Genomic DNA, 19,131 nt, shown 5'->3' on the forward strand with positions numbered 1-19,131 from the left:
TGAGGGTCGCAGAAGATGACTGCGTTGATAGGCTATAGGTGGAAGTGCAGTAATGTATGGAGCCGAGTAGTACTAATCGCCCGACAGCTTCCTTTTTTCTTTTAACCGCCCCCTCTCCTCTGGAGAGGCTGGGAGAGGTAAAAGAAGTCTACGAAATAGTTAAGCAGTATACTATGTTATACCTTGAACTTATGAGTAGTTGAAAGAGAAGACTGACGCTTGACAGGATTAATTTTATTATTAGCAAACAAGGTCTTTGTAGCTCACAAAGAATCCCGCATGCCGTTACTGGCTGCATCTCTTATCACTCTTGTTGATCGTACACTAAAGTACTCGATCCCGGAAGGGGTCAAAAGACTTTGGTGGCTATTGCGGGCAGGATCACCTCTTACCATTCCGAACAGAGAAGTTAAGCTGCCCAGCGCCGATGGTACTTGGACATTGATCCCGGGAGAGTAGGTCGCCGCCAATTTATGAAAGCCTCGCTTGCAACCGCAAGCGGGGCTTTCTCCGTTTACGGAAAGGCCTGTCGGAACCGACAATTGCCCAGCCGCTTGTTTCACTCCGTACCTACTTACCTTAGCGCCATGCAAATCTTTTACGCGCTTCGGCAAACCGCGCGCCGCGCACGGCGGGCAGTTGGTGGGGGAATCCGCTTTCGGACTTACCTGCTGGGGATCATCCTGGCCATCCTGTTTCTGCTCCACATCGGGGCGATGGTAATCTTTGAAGGCTTGTCATTCGGAGACGCCGCCTGGCTCACCATAACGACGGCTACTACGGTAGGCTATGGTGATATGTCCGCCACTACTACGGCCGGCCGATGGGCTACGGTTCTGTTGATGTACATCGGTGGCATCTTTATCCTTGCTCAACTAGCTGGGCTGGTATTCGAAAATGCGCAGGATGGAATGGAGCGCCGCCGCAAGGGGCTCGTAGCCATTAAAACAAATAATCACATCGTCATCTTCGGCTGGCGGGAAGCTTACCTCCGTCGGGTAGTCCGGGAAATACGGTCGAGTATGTCGGATTTGAGCGATGCCGAAATAGTCATCGTCAGCCCCAACCTGGAATTACTTCCTGAGGATTTGATCAAGCTTGACGTCATCCACGTTCAGGGCGAATTGTACGACCCTGGCACTATCGCCAAAGTAAATCTTGCGGCAGCTGCGCGTATCGCCATCTTACCCGAGCGCGGTGACGATGAAACGGCCTATACTAATCTCGAACTCATTTCTCGGGTCAACACTTTTCCCGCTGACGTAATCTACGCCGCCAACAACGTCAATGCCCTCAAGATGGCGGAAGATCTTGGTGCCGCCGACGCGTTGATCTTCGACGCCAATTACCCCGAAGTCTTTGCCCGGTCAATCATCACCGTGGGAGGAGAAGATATCATCACCGAACTCATTGGCCGCAATGGGGTAGAATTGATCATGGTTCAACGACCCATGAATACTACTATCGGCGAAATTGTCACACTGACCGCGCCACACGGTACGCTACTAGGTGTCCAGACTTCGGGGGAAGGTCATTATGATCTTCATCCAGCTAAGGCAACCAAGATTACCAACCAAAGGCTGATTTACCTAGCAGACGTAGAAAGGCACCAATCAGATGAAGCGGCTCTTCAAGCTATCGAAGATGCCCTCCAACCGCTAATCGTAGCGTCAGAACTAATTCCTTACGGAGAACCCGCTAAAGTAGGATTGATCGGAACCACCAAACGCGTTACCGATGCCTTCATCGAAAGCCTCCAACAGGAACTGAATGACCAGGAGATCGAATACCTCGGCGCGGGTGTCCTCAGCGCAGGAGGCAAGTGGAAAAGTGAAGTTCTTCAGGAACTCGACGCCGTGGTGGTCATGGCCAGCAACCCTACGGACCCCGCAACCGATGCCCGGACTTACCTGCTCATCCGCCAACTCAGAAAACTGGGCTTTCGTGGGCGGATCATCGCGGAAGCCCTGCTTCCGGAGAGTACGGTGCGCTTTACTGAAATTGGCGCGAACAACATCCTCCGCCCCATCACCAGAAACGTCAATATCCTGGCGCGGTGCATCGCTACGGGCGCAGAGGAAATCCTCGATAACCTGTACAGTAGTACCGGCGACAGCGAACTGCTAGGCTTTGAGGTGAACATCACCGAAGCGTGGAGTACCTTCAGTGAGCGTATCCACTCCGCCGGCCTGCCCATAGCCTTTCGCAATGATTCGGGAGACCACCTTATTCCTACGGTTGATTTCGTCGCGGGCCGGGGAAAATTGTTTTTGTTGGTGGATACCGAAGCGAATGGAAATATCAAGATAGTGCGCCAAGTACTCCGTCCGTACTTGGCTGACTAAACTCCACAAATTGCCAGGCGAGCAGGGTGCCTCGGGAACTAAGTTCAACACCAGAAGTACCGTGTAATACTGGTCACCTCACATACAAGCGAGGACAAGCGCTATTAGGTGCTCATTTATTCCTCTGTGTCTCCAGTTTCATCCGTGGGTGGGAACCCAATGTGTACATGGATATTCTTTGCGGAATAATCCACCGCTTCATCGTAGGCTCCGGGCCGAACGTACAGGTCAGTAGCCAAATTCGAATCTGCCTGGTCCACGGCATCCTGAATGGTGGCGTGCCACGTGCCCGCTTCGGCGTTAAAGACAACGTCTTCGGCGGTCAGTGCGTAGATCGCGTAGGATTTGGCCGGTACGTTGATCTGAAATTGATCGCCCTCCGCGACGACCGTTGAGGTCGGTGCGTTCCCCGTCACTTCGGTAAAGAGCGGCGCGCCGAACTGGCTCACGCCCGGAATGGTCTGCTGAATGTCCAGTGGGACGTCGTTGAAGTTGATCGCCACAATCACCTCCGCTGCGCCCGGAGCTCCCCGCAGTTGGTAGACCATCGCCTGGTTACTTACACCACTGTTGTAGGTAGCCGTATAGGGCGTACCGAAACGGTTCAGGTAGTCTACGGAAGTAGCGTTGACGATGTACTGTTGGTGAATGCTCATCAACTGGGTCAATTCTTCGCTGAGATCGATCTGCGGTGCGTTGGGTAGCTCCGTACCAAAGAAGTCGGGGTAGAAGATACTCGGTACGCCCAACTGGTTATTCGTCATGATGTAGGCGTAGGCTAGTAAGGGGTCATTCATCACTGCTTCGCCGGGCCCTCTGAAGTCGTGGTTATTCACAAAGGTCACCACGTTGAAGCCTGTCAAATTAGTCGCATCACGCAGGCTGCGGTTGTATACTTCGCGCACGTCGAAACCACCGTTGTCGCAGGCTTGCTTCAAGGCTTCCCGAAGGGTGAAGTCGAATACCTTGACGGCAGCCTGCGACTTCGTTTTGCTGGCGTTCACGGCATTCACCCAGCCGGCTAGTTTGTTGGCATCGCCATCAAAGAATTCACCGACGACCATGCCCGGCGTCAAATTATTATCGTGGAGGTCGTCCAGTATCTGCCCTACGAAGGAAGGCGGGAAGTGCTTCACGGCGTCCATCCGTAGCCCGCCGATGCCTACGGAGTTCATGAGCCATTTCGACCAGTCCGCGTATACCTGCCGGGAGGAAGGGTTGGCCTGAACGACGTCGTAAAAAAATAGCAGGCTCTCCTCGTCCCCGTTGAGTCCGGTTGTATTTGTATTAGTAGAATTCGGGCGGAAGTTCTCAAAGTTCATCCCTCCTTGCGCACTGGGTAGTTGCGTAAAGTCCGTGTAGGTCTCGTACTTCAGGTCCGCGAGGTTGACGTTGAAGCCGTTTCCATTCGTCGGCTGGTAGTAGATGTCGTAGATCCGGTGGTCGGAGTAACCACTTTCAAAGTTGGTCAGGCTGATCAACAGATCGTCGCCGCTGGCCAGAAAGTCGTTGTCAGTGATCGTAAGTTTGAACTCATCGGTATAGCAACCACTGAAATCATAAAGGTTGGCGATCAAATCCTGGTCGAGTTGTACGTCATCGAAAGGTTGGCCACAGTCGCCGCCGCCGTTGGGTTCGGTCTCGTCGATTCGCCCCTGAAACGGCTGGTCCACACCGGCTACGGTTGCGTAGAACTTGTACCGGTTCGGCCCGAAATTCTGGGTTTTGGAACTGATCTTAATGTAGTAATCCCCCGCGCCATAGGTGCCACCGAGGGGTAGCCGGTTGCGGAAGCGGTCGCTCGGGAAGGGCTGTTCGCCGCCACCGTCGTAATTGGTTTCTACGTAAGCCTTTACGGCCGGGTTGTCCTCCGGCGCGCCGCCGTCGCGGTGGTTGTACACTACGTCGGCCACGGCTTCCATGCCCCCTTGGGTCAGAGAAGCAATTAGCGCATCCACCTCGGCACGGGTGCCAAAGCCGGTACGGCCCAGTCCGTATTCACCGAGGTCGTACAGATCCTTCGGGTCGTATCCATTGGAGCAGGCGCCAAAACTCGCCCGGCTCATCGGGGGGAGCCACACGTGGGTGATCCCGGCCTCGCCGAGGGTGGTGACCTGGTCGTTCAGCCGGTCCGCCCAGTTGGGGCCACTGTAACCGTTACAGCCATCCTTATCGTAATCCCAGTACCATCCCTGGAGCATGAAATCCTGTCCGAAGGCCATGCTGGAACAGACCAGGGCCAGCGCAAGTGCAAAAGTTCTCATTTGATCGACGTATGTATTCACTTAAGAAATCGATTGCGAAGATAGCCGTTTTGCATGTTTCTGGTAAATGCACCATCCCTGGCAAATCTTTCAAATACGTTTATACAGAACGCCCCACTGAAGATGACACAATTCAGGGGCGCTGCCGCAGGTGCAGAGTAAATAGGAAGGGTGGTGCCCACTAAGCAATGGACTAACCACGATGAATAGTTACATCTTTAATACCACAGGAAACGGGCGAGTAAAGGAAACGACATCGGGTAGCGAGCAGCCCCTAAAGTTCCTGGGTTCCGTAACGGAGGCGGATGGCAGGCCATAAAGAGACAAAAAGTCCAATATGTCCGTAAGACTTACGCTGCTGATCATCTCATTTTTGGCCTACAACTTCGCTGCGAGCGCGCAAGTGGGCGTCAACAATCCCGATCCGGAGCAGGCGCTCGACGTGAGTGGTAAGATCCGGGTAACCGATGATGCCACTCTACCTTCTAACGGGACCATCCGCTACAATGATTCTGAACAGTCATTTGAGGGATTTACCAACGGAGAATGGCAGACATTCAACAAAGCCGCCACTCCGGAAAACGTGGACTTCCGACAGATTTACGAGACCAGTTCCGCAGCCGATGGCAATTGGAAATTAATGCGAAACCAAGCCAGCCCGACTTCCGGTTTTGCTCAAAGTATTACCTCCGTCCCCTCGGGGAAGAAGTTTCTGGTGACCATGGTCGAATGCGTGGCCCGTGACGAACAACCGAACGAGTTTTTCTACGCCTGCGTTTCTCCGTCCAGATCTCCATTTACGGATCAGTTTGGTCTGCGCAACCCAAGGATCTATCTGTCGGGCAACTCCAATAACGGAAACACGGTCGTGCACGCCAATCGAACTCCGTTAATGACCATTCACGCCGGAGATTGGCTAGCGGTTTGGAACAGTTCCAATTCCCAAACCAGTCTGCGGATCGTGGTCACGGGCTTCATGGTTGACGCCGATGCTACGGATGACTACTTTAGCTACTGATCCCTTAGTAGGTACCGCTTCACGCCTTACATTGGTGGCCAAACGCTCAAGCTTATGGTCATCCGTTCCCTTTCCATCGCCCTCCTTGTTCTTTACCTCGCACCCGCGGCAGCGCAAAATGAATTGAAAGAAAAAGCCGCCGCCAGCGTAGACGAACAGTACGTGGCCCTGACGGAGCTGAGCGACAAGATCTGGTCCTACGAAGAAATTGCCTTTCGGGAAACGCAGTCCGCCGCGGCGCTGAAGGCCTACGCGCGGGCCAATGGATTTACCGTGACGGAAAATGTGGGGGAAATGCCAACGGCCTTCATCGCCGAATACGGCTCCGGAAAACCCATCATCGGTATCCTCGGGGAATTCGATGCATTACCAGGTCTGAGCCAAGCCACCGTGCCCGAAAAACAGCCCCTCAACGAAGGCGGCGCCGGCCACGGTTGCGGCCATAACCTCTTCGGGACGGCCAGCCTCGGTGCCGCCACCGCCATCAAAGAGCTGATCGAAGCGGGCCAACTGAAGGGCACCATCCGCTTCTACGGTACGCCGGCAGAAGAGAAATTTTTCGGCAAACTCTGGATGGTCCGCGCCGGCGTCTTCGACGACGTGGACGTGATGATGGACTGGCACCCCTCCGCCTCCACCAAAGTTTCGGTGCAGACCGGGCTGGCGCTGGTCGACTTCGTCGTGGAGTTCAAAGGCCAGGCCGCCCACGCCGCCGCCGACCCCTGGAACGGCCGCGATGCCTCCGACGGGCTGGAACTCTTTACGACCGGCATCAACTACTACCGCGAACACGTAAAACCGAGCGTACGCATTCATTACGATATCCAGAATGCAGGCGAAGTCGTCAACGTCGTACCGGACTACGCGCGGGTGTGGACGCGCGTCCGCGACGGCGACCGCCAGGGCGTGCAGGTCGTCTACGATCAGGTGAAACGCATCGCCGAGGGCGCCGCCATGATGGCCAACGTCGAGTACGAACTGACGCTGATCTCCGGCATCCACGAAGTACTGGTGAACCGGACGGGCGCCGCCGCCCTCCAGGCCAACCTCGAAGCCATGGGCCCGATCACTTACACCGAAGCGGAGCAGGAATTTGCGAAGGGCATCCAGGCCGCCGTGGGCAAACCGGAGATCGGCATCGAAAGCAAGATCGAACCCCTGGAAGAAACGCAGAAAACCCCGAGCGGTGGCTCTACGGACGTGGGCGACGTCAGCTATGTCGTCCCCACCATCCGCCTACGGGCCACCACGGCACCGAGCGGGACGCCCTGGCACAGCTGGGCCGTCGTTGCCTGCGGCGGCATGAGCATCGGCCACAAAGGCATGAAGTACGCCGCCGAAGCCATGGCCCGCACGATGGTCGATCTGTTTACGGATGATGATCTGCGGGAGGAGATCCGCAAAGAATTCGTGGAGGACCTGGATGGGTACGAGTACGACGGGATGGTGCCGGCGGGGCCGCCGCCGGTGGATAGTCGGTTTTAGGGGGATTCTTGGAGCTACATCACTCCCGAACCACCCGCCAAGCCCAATCCGAACTCCTCGATCTTATTACGTAAAGCCCAGTTTTGCTTGGCAGCGAAACAGTGTACCAACCACCGGGGTGAGCGTACTCCGCTACCACCGCCCCGGAAACATCCGTGAGCCGCAGGACGTCCGGCCCCGGTCGATGGACCGATACATCGCCATTACTCGGGTTGGGGTAGGGGAGGTAAGCCGCAGCGGGCAGGATAGTCCGGATCGGGCTGTACGCCACCGCCCCGTCGAGTTCCCACATCGCCAGGCGGTAGTAGCGTTCGGTGGATGGATCATCCTGCTGGTCGATTAGCTGGTACGCTGCGTTAGCTTTCACCCTGCCAAGTGTCTGCCACGCACTGCCTGGCGTGGACCGCTCCACCGTGAAGTGGGAGAAGCCGGGTAGCGGTAGGGCCGTCCACTCCAGCTGAACGTTTTTGCCGGTGCGGCGGGCGTCGAAGCTGAGGAGCTCCACGGGGAGGGCGCGGGCGGAATAGTCCCCGTACAACCGGGGTGCCTGAAACTGAGTGTTTTCCCGACTGGCAAAGGCTATGGCATTGGTAGTACTAAACACACGGGTGACGATAAAACTCACCCGCCCATCCGTATCGGCGTTGATAAAATCAGCCAGTGCTTCGTTGCTGAGGTTGACCTTTTCGCGCTGCCCCTGCCGGGTACTGAAGGTGCCGAGGAAGGTGGTGCGGGCGTGGTCCACCCCGCCGGAATTGGGGACGGCGGGGTCGTAGGTGCCCCCGTTAAAGTTGTTGTCCGTGATGTTGGCCGGAAGCGTTTCGTAGGTGACGCCGCCGTTGGTTGCCCCGCCGGTTTGGTCGCCTTCGATCCAGTCTTCGCCTTCGTCCAGATCGTTGAGGCCGAAGACGTTGTAGGACCAATCTTCAATCAAGCCGGTATTGGTGGTGGCTATCTCGAATTCCAGCAGCGAATGGTCGAGTTGCTGCACGTCGAGGCCCGTCAGGTCGAAGCGGACGATGAATTTATTGGGAAAGCTGAAGTTGTTTTTCGCCAGTAAGCCCTGCGAGGCACCGTAATTGTTGGTGAAACCGCCCCAACCCTGGGTGGACGCATCCGCACCGGTACCGCTGGCTACCCCGTCGGCGTCGTGGTCGCCCGTACTGGTGAAGCTATCGAAAACGTGGACGGTGACCCGGTCGCTGACTTCCAGGCTGCCGTCGTCCGCAACTAGCTCAAATTCGTAGCGGCCGGCTTCGGGGAACTGTACGGACGTGGATCGCTCCGTGGGCGAGACAATCGTAGCGTCTACGGGGCCAGCTACCTGCGTCCAGTTGGAGGCTGTAAAGCAGTTACCGGTGGGGTTGGCGTCGTCGTTGATCAGGCCCGTCAGTTGAGTCTCGTGGGTAGGGAGTAAGAGGATCTGTTCTTCGCCCGCCTCGATGGTGGGGGCGACGTTAGTCGCGGACTCGTCCACGTAGGCGACCAGGAGCGGCGTACGGATGACGTTGTCGGGGTTGGCCAGTTCGTTCGTTACTCCGTTGCGGGTTTCCCGTAGCTTGATGTCGTAGGGGTCGAAGATGTAGGTGAGTTCCTTCAGGCCGGCCACGCTGAGCTGGCTTTCGTTGGCGACGTACAGTGGTTTGGGGTCCACCTCTTCGGCGATCGTACTGTAGTGAAAGGCGCCGAGGATCTCCACCCGCGCGCCATTGTTCGCTTCAATGATGGTACCCTTCCGTTCCGTCTTGACGCCGAGTGCCCAGAGCATACCACCGTTGATGGTTACGTTGTTGACGTCCCGCTCCAGGTTGAACTGTCGGGCGTATACGTCCTGCTGGTTGAAGGACCAGGGGCCACCGACGACGTCCTCGATGAAGACGTCCCCGGAACTACCGTCAGGGTTGCTTACGTAATCGCGGATGACTGAGTGTTTGAGGATCAACATCCGGTCACCCGAATGGGAAATGCCGGATACGCTGACCATGTCCTCAATCACGAGAGGTTCGGTTCCGTCGCCAACGATGAAGCGGTAGGTGCCCGCCACCAGTCCCTTCGTACCGATGATCCGTTTCACCGTGGGTGGAATTACGAAGTCCCCGAAGGCAATGTACCGCTGGGGGAAGGGCGCCCGGGGTTGGGGGATGACGATGGTCTCCCGCCCGTTTTGCGCGGCGAAATCCAGGGCGTCGCGGATGGCCTGGCTATCGTCCTGCACGGAGCCTTCGCCGGCGAATCCGGGGTCGAGGGCGGCACCGAAATCCGCGATACTGACCCACAGGGACGTGTCTTCGTAGGCAATCTCGGGGGTCTCCAGTACCGGGAGGTTGAGGCTGCGCAGGACGTTGTCGCACAGGCTCACGGGTGGGGCGGAGGTGTATTCGTCCACCGTGCCGTTGGGGAGGCGGCCGAGGTCGAAACCGTTCTGGAATTCCTGGTAGGCGAGGTTCCAGCCGCTAAAGGTGACGTTGCGCATGAAGACCGGCCGCCGGTTCTGGTTTTGGAAACCGATCAGGCTGGAGGCGGCGCCGGTTCCCCGCAGTTCGCTGTCCACGAGGGTGATGGTGGAACCACCGTCGCCCTGGTTGGTGATGCCGCGGACGTCGCCCTCGAAATCTAGGTTACGGATGGCGACGGGGTGCTGGCGGTTGAAGAGGCCCACTTCCCCCTGGTTGCGGAGGGTGATGCGCTCCATCCAAATCCCGTTCTGGTTGCCGAAGGTGTAGATGCCGGTATCGAAACCGTCCACCACAATGTCGTTGTAGAAGGCGGGCCCGGACTGCTCGTTCGGGCTCAGGTTTAAGCCCCGGAAGCCCTGGCCGTCCTCACTGCGGATCTCAACGTGGTGGATGCCCCCCACGTTGCTGGCCATGAAGCGGATGCCGGTCGCGCCGGGGTTGCCCGTCCCGGTGGAGACCGTCAGGTTACGGATGGTGTTTTCAAAGGCCATGGCGGCGGAGCTGTTCGTATTGATCAGGCTCTGGCTGTTGGTCGGGTCCTGAAAATCCGGGTGGTTGTCGTCCAGCTGCAGGAGGGTGCGCTCCTGCCCGGCGCCCGTCAATCCGATGTAGCGGCGGCAGGTGAAGGTGGTCCCCGCTTCGCATCCGGGTGGGTCCTGCCAGACGACCGGGTTGGAGAGCCGGTAAGTTCCCGCCGGCAGGTAGATCAGTGTATGGCTGTCGTTAAAATCGAACAGCGCCTGGTTGATGGCTGCGGAGGCATCTACCACGCCGGTGCTATCCGCGTTGTAAGGCGGCTTGGTGATGTCCACGATCCCGGATTGCTCCGGGTAGGCGAGGGGTTGGGCGGCGAGGGAGCAGGAAAGGCACAGCAAGGCCAGGGTCTGGAGGACCAGGCGGGGGAAGCGGGGGGGCATTTTTGAGTAGGTTTTGGGGGGCGGGTTCAGGAGTAAAGATATGCGATTCTCGATTCTCGATTCTCGATTTTTGATTGGCTACCGCTGTTATCTGCTCACTGCGTTAGTTCCGGACTACTTTTTTGGTTCACTCCTTTCCATGGGGATTGGTGATACTCGATATTCGATTCTCGATTTGCTTCGCAGTACTTCGTGCTCTCGATTCTCGATTCTTGATTGGCTACCGCTGTTATCTGCTCACTGCGTTCGTTACTAACTACTTTCTGTCTTACTTCTGTTGGCGGCAGTACTCGCCACTCGCTACTTGAAACTCGCCACTCGCCACTCGCCACTCGTTACTTGAAACTCGCCACTCGCCATCTTTAACCCTGCACCCGCGGCAGCGCCATATGAATTGCAGTGGAGAGATCAAAAATGAAATCGGTTGGGTAAGCACTTACTAGGATTACCTATCTATGCGTAAATGAACGTTTTGAAAGCACTCTTTTTAGCTCTTTTCCTGGCCTGCGGGCTATCCCTGCATGCCCAGGCGGACCGGGCCTTGTTGAACGATGGTAGTCCGGTGTTTGTGAAGGTGGGCGTTGGTTTGTACCCCAATATTTCTGCGTTGATGGGGGAGCTTTCCGCTTCCGCCGGCTACCGGTTTAACCCGCGGTTTGGGTTGGGCGTAGAAATAAGGGGTAGCTCGAGACACAACGAAAGCTTTGGGAATAGCGTGACCGTGCTGGGGCTGCACTTACACCAGCAAGTGGGCCAGCGGTTTTTGCTGGGTTTGGGGGCGGGTGCTACACTAAAGGCCATTAAGGGGAGTGACGGTTTTACCGCCTACGAATATGACTCCGGCGGCACCTACGGGGCGTTCGACTTTGCTTATTACACGCGTTGGGGTGGGACCTTTGGTATTTACACCACGGTTGCGGGCGGCTCCAATTTTGAAAGACTTCAGTACAGTGATGCAACGAACTTATATGAACCGACGGGGGAGCTGGTAGAAGACGGAGTTGTGAGCGCGGGGTTTAAGGTTGGATATGCGTTTCCTGGGCGGCGGGGGCGACGTGAATAGGGAGAGATTTATTTTTGTTCATATCGTTGTCGGTACCTAAAAACGATACTCGCCGGCTATCCAGATACCGGATATTTTGCTCTTGACGGCTGCGGCTGGCAGGGCATCGGCCAGGCGATTGTAGGTGATGCGGAGGCCGAACCGATCGTTGTACAGCACGCCCACGGCGGCGTTGTAGCTCAGGGCAAGGTTCATTTCCAGCTCTTCGTTGCCGGACGTCTGCATGCCACCCGGAAATAGCGTGTAGCCGATGCCCAGCTGACCGTAAGGTTGTAGTTGCTTACTCGGTAGGACGTAGCGGAAACCAATCGGTAGGTCAATGGCAGTTGATTCCAGGACGGCCGTGCTCATCCTGCCTAGATTTTCCACCTCCTGTTCTACGCTGAAAGAATAGTAGCTGGGGGTGAAGTTGACTGATGCTTCACCGTCACCAAAACCTACCCCGTAGATGATTTCGACGCCTACCCGGACGTCGATCCCTGAGCCATAGTCGACTCCCCGAGTTCGCTGAACGGAGTTTTCCGTTGCGTAATTAAAAATATTAGGGCCCAGCAGTACCCCCAGGCTAAATGATTTTTGGCGGACGTTGGATAGCGATCGAGTGGTGCCGCCCTGACAATCGTTATACGCCACTACGGCATTGAGGAGCTCGCGCTCCGTGTACTGCACGCCCCTCATTTGTTTCGGGGTGCCACCACAGTCAAGCGCCGCCCGCAGTTGTTGTTGGTAGCGGTTATCGGAAACGATATCGCCGTCCTCGTTCAGGAACCGGTCAAATAGGAGCGCCACGAACTGTTCGGACTCAGTGGATAGGTAGTACTGCGGCCCGCCAGACCCCCGGAATAAGTAAAGGCTCGCCGGCCCCCTAGCCAGCTCCAGTAAGGGTAAGCGAGTGGTTGCGCGCGTGGCGGATTGCCGTTGGGTGACCGCACCCGCCGCCTGCCGACCCTCCGCAAATTCTACCGCGCGGACGACGTAGCGGTAACTGCCGTCGACGCCAAACTCACTAATGTCCGCCAGGCTTATTTCCACCGGGTTGCCTCCTCCAGCGGAAGCTTCGGTCAATACTTTTGGTGCCGCCCGCGCCGGCGTCGCAGGTAGGATGATCGAATACCGGTTACCGCTGGCGTTGAGGTAGTAGCCGTTGCGTTGGTCCTGAGCGAGTAGGGCGGTGGAGAGTGATAGGATGATGATAACCAGATAAGTGGCTAATTGGGGGGTGTATTTCATGGGGTAGGGTAGGTGTGGTTGGGTTTCGCCGAATGCAAAGAGCGCGAATAAAAGTACGTAAAGCTGAGTGAGGATTCCACGCTCACTAGTTGAACCCTCCGCGTAACGGAGTTCCGCCATAATTTTTTTGGCATTTGCGAGTTAATTCTTTAATCAATCGATAAGTAGCTGCACGCGCCAGGTGCGCCGGCTATCTACGCAACTAATTAATCGGCGCTGCCGCAGGTGCGAAGCAATGGATCAAGCGGTCCGGACCGGGCCAATTGTCAGGTATTAACCACTCTCGCGTAGGAAGTAAACCAGTTTAACTGAATGCCCAAAAACTCCGGACAACGACCTATCATATCAGCGGGATGGATATGTATTTTATTCTTCACGTCTTCTTTAGTGCTCTCCGGTCAGGATAATGCGCAAGGGGTTACGGGCCCTAATTTACTCCGGAACTCATCGTTCGAAACCCTCCGCAACCTAACTACGAAAGAACGGCTATCGACAAATGGCAACATGGCCTACCAAGTGCCGGGTTGGGAGGTCGCCGGGGGAAGCCTGGTCGTTTGTACCGCCGCTTACGACGGGGCCGCCGTGGACGATACGAGCGCAGACTGCGAGAAAGGCGCCGTCGTGGCCCCGGACGGGCGCGCCATGGTACAATTAGAATACTCCGCAAATTGCCTTTCACGGACCTACCGGGCGGGCCGCTGTTCGGATTACCTCGGCCAGCCTCTCGGCGCGCCACTGCGCCTGGGGACGACCTACGAACTGTCCGCGCTGATCTACGTGCCGACGGCCATCGACCCCACCTACGCCCGGCACGTCGGCTTTTCCCTTTATCCGGAGCACCCCGGCGTGAAGGCCAACCGGATGCTGGAGGGGCACGAATTTACCCTCGATACGGTCGTTTTCAACCAGTGGTACCGGGTGAGTTGGCGCTTCCGCCCCACCTGCGATCTCCAGTATCTGGCCCTCGGCGTATTTAGCGGCCGCGACGGACCGGCCACCTACCGCACGGGAGGAGGCCAGGAACGGTTCTATCTGGATGATCTCTCGCTCCGCGCCGTACCCGGTGAGGGAAGGGATGCCCCCGCGTTTTGCCGCACGCTCTCCCAGGAGGAACGAGTAGATTTCGTGGCGGGCGGTACCGCGTACTTCGCCAGCGGACGGGCGATGCTGGCGGAAGACCAACGGGCGGCCCTCGACTCGCTCGCCCTCAGAATCAGGGCCAACCCGCAATCGATCTACCGCATTTCCGGCCATACCGACGCTACGGGCTCCGACCACCTGGAGCTGTCGGACAGAAGAATCGATTCAACGCTCGCCTATTTGCAGCGCTACCACCAGATCTCCCCCCTGCGCTTCCTGCGGCAACCGGTTGGAACGGCCCGTGCCATTGACGCGGCCGTGGACGGGGCGAGAAACCGGCGGGTGGAGATCAGCCACCTCGGCGGGGACCAGGCAGCCTTACTGTACCGCCACTTACTGGAGGCGGTGCGGCGGGAGGATACGCCAACTGCCGGGGCACTGCTGCGCATTTGGTTGGCAATTGCTCCGGAAGAGCAGGTCGCCCTGGCTCCCTACGATCCCCGGTTACGGCCGGTATTAAAAATAATACCGAACCGTAAACGGCTGGAGGCCAGGATCAACGACAGGTACTCCCGGATCGACCGCGAAAATGGGACTTGGCTCCTCGATTCACTTTGGCGGGAAGACCAACTCCCCCGAACGCTCGGCCGCTACCTCGAAAACATGGCCTACTACGACCGGGAGATGGATGCGGATGATCCTTTCTGGGACGTCTCCTACCCCGAACTCACCGAAGCCATCATCAGCGCGAGGGACACCCGCCACGCCCTCCTGGCGCAGGATTGGTTAGCAGCAAACGGGTGGCCCCGGGCCTCGGTAGTCGGGGAAACAGCCGCTCGCGCCATTCCGCTCGCCCTGATCCACGGCGGGGACGCCGACGCTTTGGATCAAGCCCTGCCCCGGTTCAAAGCCGCCTGCCACCGGGGAGAGGCCGACTGGGCCTACTACGCCCTCCTCTACGACCGGGCCCAACAACTCCGCGGGCTCCCCCAGCGCTACGGCACGCAGTACGTAGACGGGAAACGGTGGCCACTGGAGAATGCGGATAGCCTGGCCAGTTGGCGGTGGAGGATTGGGTTGGAGTGAAGGGGGGGGTGATTGGGCCAGGCCAAATTAGTGCTGCCTTAGTGACAGTGAAGGTGGCTGATGATTATCTGGAACAGCTCGGCTCAGCTAGGGTGCACCATCGTAGTCAAGCCCCTCCTGGTAACCAGCGTGTGCGGTGCGGCTGATCTGCGGGATTAGGAAGATTTGAGGCTGATGGATCATTTGGGCGCTGGCGCGGGTGCGGAGTTATGGGGAAAATAGGGTGGGGTGGATCGTTGATGGTGGTTTCAAGTAATCAATATAGATCAATTTGTAAAGTTGAGTCATTAACTAAATACGCCTCGTCAATTACCAATCGATGAGAATACTTGTTCAAATTTATTATGGTCTTCCATTCGAGACCACACAGGGAAGTGTCTGAAACCGCGTATAAATAAAGTTTCTGAGGCTCACAAAATTTAAGTCTTGTATTTAGATCTCGCCAAAATGTAACCGAACTATCAAAGGGATTAATTCTACTGTCCGGTACCCAGGTAATTACCTGATTTTTATCTACTAATGAATCTATACAACGCAATTTTGTAACAGTATACTCATCGTTGTCGCAAAAAAAGACGTATTGTACTGTATTTTCGGTCCTGTTATTTACTATGATTCTGTCGGATTTTTCGTAGCAAGATTGAATGGAAATGGCAAACATTACGATGAATACCCATTTCAGAACTCGATATAAGGGAATCATAAAGACCAAGCTGTTAAATAAAATGGTACCCCCCCCCAACCCCTTATCAAAAATCGCACGATTGTGGGCGACGGAAGTATAGTTGCGAAACTCAAACGTTAATTGTGAGCATAAGAGGTTGGGTAATAGCAGGGCTATTAAGCAGGGTAGTAGTAAACGCATGTTTGTTTAGACTGGGTGGTAAATGTCGAATACAACCCGTTTATACATTGTTAATCAGCCTTGTTCGGTGGAGTCATAAAATTTTTCAAAAAATTTTAATTATCGCTTTTTGTAGCGATGTATTTCTCCGCTGTAACCGATTGTGTGGCAAAACACACAATTAATGGAACAATACAAATGGCTCGCTTGCAGCGATTACCCGCTCCGTAACACCAATACTGTTTTCGGTGAAATGGATTGAAAAATTAAAGTAGCTAACCCACATCCCTCAAATAATCTAATCGCTCAATCAACCAGGCAATTTTAAAGTTCAACTTTAAAATTACCTGGTTCCCTCTCTTCGCCTCACTCGTTCCCCATCACCCGGCACCCGCGGCAGCGCAAAAAAAACACTATCCCATCACCTCCCTCAAATACCCAGCCGTATACCCCCCACCATCCGCAACCAGCCCCTCCGGCGAACCCTGAAACACAACGTACCCACCCTCACGGCCCCCCTCCGGTCCAAGATCAATCAAATAATCCGCCGATTTGATCACGTCGAGGTTGTGTTCGACGATCAGCACCGTGTGCCCCCGTTCCACCAGCGCGTTCAGCGCGTTGAGCAGGATGGCCACGTCGTGGAAATGCAGCCCCGTCGTCGGCTCGTCGAAGATGAAGAAGATGTGTTCGCCCGCTTTCTCCCGCGTCAGGAAGCTGGCGAGTTTTACGCGTTGGGCCTCCCCGCCGGAAAGGGTGGAGGAGGACTGCCCCAGGGTGATGTACCCCAGGCCCACGTCCTGCAGCGGCTGTAATTTTTTGCTGATGCTGCTGTCTTCGGCGAAGAAGTCGACGGCCTCGTCCACGCTGAGGTCGAGGATCTCGGAGATGTTCTTGCCATTGTAGAGGACGTCCAGCAACTCCCGCTTGAAGCGCTTGCCGTTGCACTCTTCGCAGACGAGTTTGACGTCGGCGAGGAACTGCATCTCTACCGTCTGTTCTCCTTCCCCTTTGCAGGTGTCGCAGCGGCCGCCATCCACGTTGAAGGAGAAGTGGCCCGCTTTGTAGTCGCGGATCTTCGCCAGCTGCTGGTTGGCCATCATGTTGCGGATGGTATCGTAGGCCCCGACGTAGGTGACCGGGTTCGACCGGCTCGATTTGCCGATCGGGCTCTGGTTGATCATCTCCACCTGGGTGAGCACCTTCAGGTCGCCGGTGATCTCGGAGTGGGCGCCCGGGCCCTGGCTGGAACCTTCGCCCAGGATGCGGCGCAGGGCGGGGTAGAGGATCCCCTTCACCAAACTCGTCTTGCCCGATCCGGATACGCCGGAAATGACCGTCATCGCGTTCAGCGGGATGCTGGCGTCGATCTTCTTCAGGTTGTGCATCCGCGCACCCTTGATGTGTAGCCAGTTCGTCAGCTTGCGGCGTTGTTCCGGGACGGGGATCTTCATCTCCCCCGTCATGTACTTCGTCGTGTAGCTGTCCGACGCATCCTCGTAAATGTTCTCGTACGGCCCGGCGTAAATGATGTCGCCTCCGTGGACGCCGGCCGCGGGGCCCACGTCAATCAGGTAATCCGCCGCGGCGATGACGCCTTCTTCGTGCTCGACGACCAGGACGGTATTGCCCAGATCGCGCAGCCGTTTCAGTACGGCGACCATCCGCTCGGTATCGCGGGGGTGGAGGCCGACGCTCGGCTCGTCCAGGATGTACATCGACGCCGTCAGGTTACTGCCCAGCGTCCGCGTCAGGTTGATGCGCTGGCTTTCGCCGCCGGAAAGGGTATTACTGAGGCGGTTGATGTCGAGGTAGCTCAACCCGAGGTCCATCATGGACTGCAAGCGGTTATTGATCTCCAGCAACAGGCGGCGCCCGATCGTCCGGTCGTGCTCGTTGAGCTCCAATTCCTGAAAATGCTTTTGCAGTAGGTCGATGGGGAGGTCCAGCAGGTCCGTCAGCGCGTGGCCGCCCACTTTTACGTAGTCGGCTTCCCGCCGGAGCCGGCCGCCGCGGCAGGTGGGGCAGGTCGTCCGGCCCCGGTAGCGTGCAAGCATGATGCGGTTCTGGATCTTGTACAGCTTCTTCCCCAAGTCGTCAAAAAAGGTCGTGATGCCGCCGACGTGGCGGTTGCCGTCCCACAGCGTCCGTTTTTCGTCCTTCGTCAGGTCGGCGTAGGACGTGTGGACAGGAAACTGAAATTTGCTGGCCTGGCGTACAAAGTCCTTCTGCCACTGCCCGTAGGTGCTGCCGGACCACGCCGCCACCGCCCCGTCGTAGACCGATTTGCTCGGGTCGGGGATCACCTTGTCCTCGTCGATGCCCATCGTGCGGCCGAAGCCTTCGCAGGTCGGGCAGGCGCCGAAGGGGTTGTTGTAATTGAAGAGCGACGGGCTGGGTTCCACGAAGGTCATCCCGTCCAGTTCGAAGCGGTTGTTCCAGGTTGTAAAGTCGTCCGCACTGAGCCAGACGATCACTTCGCCGCCGCCCTCACCGAAGGCGGTCTGGACGGAGTCGGCGATCCGGCTTTCGTTTTCAGAATTGTCCTCGGCCACCACGAAACGGTCGATCAGGATCAGTACTTCCTCCTCCGGTTTGAGTTCCCGCAGGGTCTGAAACAGCACGTGTTTGCCCGATTCCAGTACGTCGTTGATGTCCGCCAGTTCGCCCTCGAAGAGTACGCGCGTGTAGCCCTTTTGCTGGAGCATCTCGAGCTCCTTGTGCAGCGTCCGGTCGTCGTATTCCTTCGGCAGTGGCGCGTACAGGTAGACCCGGCTTTTCACGGGTAGCCCAATGATGTGGTTCACCACGTCACTCACGCTGTGGCGCTTCACTTCCTCGCCGCTGATGGGGCTGAAGGTCCGGCCGGCGCGGGCGTAGAGGAGCCGCAGGAAGTCGTAGATCTCCGTCAGCGTCCCCACCGTAGAGCGCGCGTTGGCCGTCGTCGTCTTCTGCTCGATGGCGATCGCCGGGCAGATGCCCTTGATGTAGTCTACTTCCGGCTTCTTCATCCGCATCAAAAACTGCCGCGCGTACGAGCTCAGCGACTCCACGTAGCGCCGTTGCCCCTCCGCGAAAAGCGTGTCCATCGTAATGCTCGATTTCCCGCTGCCCGACACCCCCGTCACCACCACGAGTTGGTTCTTCGGGATCACCAGGTCCACGTTCTTCAAATTATTAGCGCGCGCCCCTTTGATGTAGACGGAAGTCCGCAAGTCCGCGGAAGAGAGGTCGGTATTTTTTGACAAGAACTGTTCTTTTTAGCTGTTTCGAACAACAAATATACGGATAATGTGGGCGCTGCTCCCGATAAAATGCGGGACAAGTTGGGCGCTTGCGCAGG

The 19,131-nt window shown here is 56.9% G+C and carries 9 protein-coding genes and 2 rRNA genes; 7 read left to right on the top strand and 4 right to left on the bottom strand.

All coding sequences use genetic code 11. The features are described from left to right. The 3 genes from A3850_RS01580 to A3850_RS01590 form a co-directional block, all read left to right on the top strand. Nucleotides 1-97, top strand: a 23S ribosomal RNA gene (locus A3850_RS01580); the annotation flags it as partial. Between the two features lie 261 nt (nt 98-358). Beyond that, nucleotides 359-472 (top strand): 5S ribosomal RNA (rrf, locus tag A3850_RS01585). Between the two features lie 115 nt (nt 473-587). Next, nucleotides 588-2,345, top strand: a complete 1,758-nt coding sequence (locus A3850_RS01590; protein ID WP_068213424.1) for a potassium channel family protein — start codon at nt 588-590, stop codon at nt 2,343-2,345. Between the two features lie 116 nt (nt 2,346-2,461). On the opposite strand, the gene A3850_RS01595 is transcribed toward A3850_RS01590, so the two are convergent. Beyond that, the gene (locus A3850_RS01595) at nt 2,462-4,609 is read right to left on the bottom strand and encodes an alpha-amylase family glycosyl hydrolase (protein ID WP_068213427.1); all 2,148 of its coding nucleotides are present in this window, start codon (nt 4,607-4,609) and stop codon (nt 2,462-2,464) included. Nucleotides 4,610-4,946: 337 nt separating this feature from the next. Here A3850_RS01595 and A3850_RS01600 point away from each other — a divergent pair, with 337 nt between their 5' ends. Continuing rightward, nucleotides 4,947-5,627, top strand: a complete 681-nt coding sequence (locus A3850_RS01600) for a hypothetical protein (RefSeq protein ID WP_157500809.1) — start codon at nt 4,947-4,949, stop codon at nt 5,625-5,627. Nucleotides 5,628-5,681: 54 nt separating this feature from the next. Next, nucleotides 5,682-7,112 carry an amidohydrolase gene (locus tag A3850_RS01605; RefSeq protein ID WP_068213435.1) on the top strand — a complete coding sequence of 477 codons (1,431 nt, stop codon included), beginning with the start codon at nt 5,682-5,684 and terminating at the stop codon, nt 7,110-7,112. A gap of 19 nt (nt 7,113-7,131) precedes the next feature. Here A3850_RS01605 and A3850_RS01610 read toward each other — a convergent pair whose 3' ends face one another. Continuing rightward, nucleotides 7,132-10,485 (bottom strand): glycosyl hydrolase family 28-related protein, encoded by a 3,354-nt coding sequence (locus A3850_RS01610; RefSeq protein ID WP_068213438.1) that lies wholly within the window; start codon nt 10,483-10,485, stop codon nt 7,132-7,134. Nucleotides 10,486-10,948: 463 nt separating this feature from the next. On the opposite strand from A3850_RS01610, the gene A3850_RS01615 reads away from it, so the two are divergent. Continuing rightward, the gene (locus A3850_RS01615; RefSeq protein ID WP_068213441.1) at nt 10,949-11,548 is read left to right on the top strand and encodes a hypothetical protein; all 600 of its coding nucleotides are present in this window, start codon (nt 10,949-10,951) and stop codon (nt 11,546-11,548) included. A 36-nt stretch (nt 11,549-11,584) separates the two neighbouring features. Here A3850_RS01615 and A3850_RS01620 read toward each other — a convergent pair whose 3' ends face one another. Beyond that, a complete protein-coding gene (locus A3850_RS01620; protein WP_157500811.1) occupies nt 11,585-12,778 on the bottom strand; it encodes a hypothetical protein in 1,194 nt (397 codons plus the stop codon). Between the two features lie 504 nt (nt 12,779-13,282). On the opposite strand from A3850_RS01620, the gene A3850_RS01625 reads away from it, so the two are divergent. Continuing rightward, the gene (locus A3850_RS01625) at nt 13,283-14,944 is read left to right on the top strand and encodes an OmpA family protein (RefSeq protein ID WP_068213447.1); all 1,662 of its coding nucleotides are present in this window, start codon (nt 13,283-13,285) and stop codon (nt 14,942-14,944) included. Nucleotides 14,945-16,201: 1,257 nt separating this feature from the next. Here A3850_RS01625 and uvrA read toward each other — a convergent pair. Further along, entirely contained in the window at nt 16,202-19,036 is a 2,835-nt protein-coding gene (gene uvrA, locus A3850_RS01630; RefSeq protein WP_197493963.1) for an excinuclease ABC subunit UvrA, read from the bottom strand. Between the last annotated feature and the right edge of the window lie 95 nt (nt 19,037-19,131).

The sequence above is a fragment of the Lewinella sp. 4G2 genome (assembly GCF_001625015.1).
Classification (GTDB): domain Bacteria; phylum Bacteroidota; class Bacteroidia; order Chitinophagales; family Saprospiraceae; genus Neolewinella.

Coding starts and splice junctions, on each gene's coding strand:
- A3850_RS01590 (WP_068213424.1), top strand. CDS start 588: ATGCAAATCTTTTACGCGCTTCGGCAAACCGCGCGCCGCGCACGGCGG.
- A3850_RS01595 (WP_068213427.1), bottom strand. CDS start 4,609: ATGAGAACTTTTGCACTTGCGCTGGCCCTGGTCTGTTCCAGCATGGCC.
- A3850_RS01600 (WP_157500809.1), top strand. CDS start 4,947: ATGTCCGTAAGACTTACGCTGCTGATCATCTCATTTTTGGCCTACAAC.
- A3850_RS01605 (WP_068213435.1), top strand. CDS start 5,682: ATGGTCATCCGTTCCCTTTCCATCGCCCTCCTTGTTCTTTACCTCGCA.
- A3850_RS01610 (WP_068213438.1), bottom strand. CDS start 10,485: ATGCCCCCCCGCTTCCCCCGCCTGGTCCTCCAGACCCTGGCCTTGCTG.
- A3850_RS01615 (WP_068213441.1), top strand. CDS start 10,949: ATGAACGTTTTGAAAGCACTCTTTTTAGCTCTTTTCCTGGCCTGCGGG.
- A3850_RS01620 (WP_157500811.1), bottom strand. CDS start 12,778: ATGAAATACACCCCCCAATTAGCCACTTATCTGGTTATCATCATCCTA.
- A3850_RS01625 (WP_068213447.1), top strand. CDS start 13,283: ATGGCCTACCAAGTGCCGGGTTGGGAGGTCGCCGGGGGAAGCCTGGTC.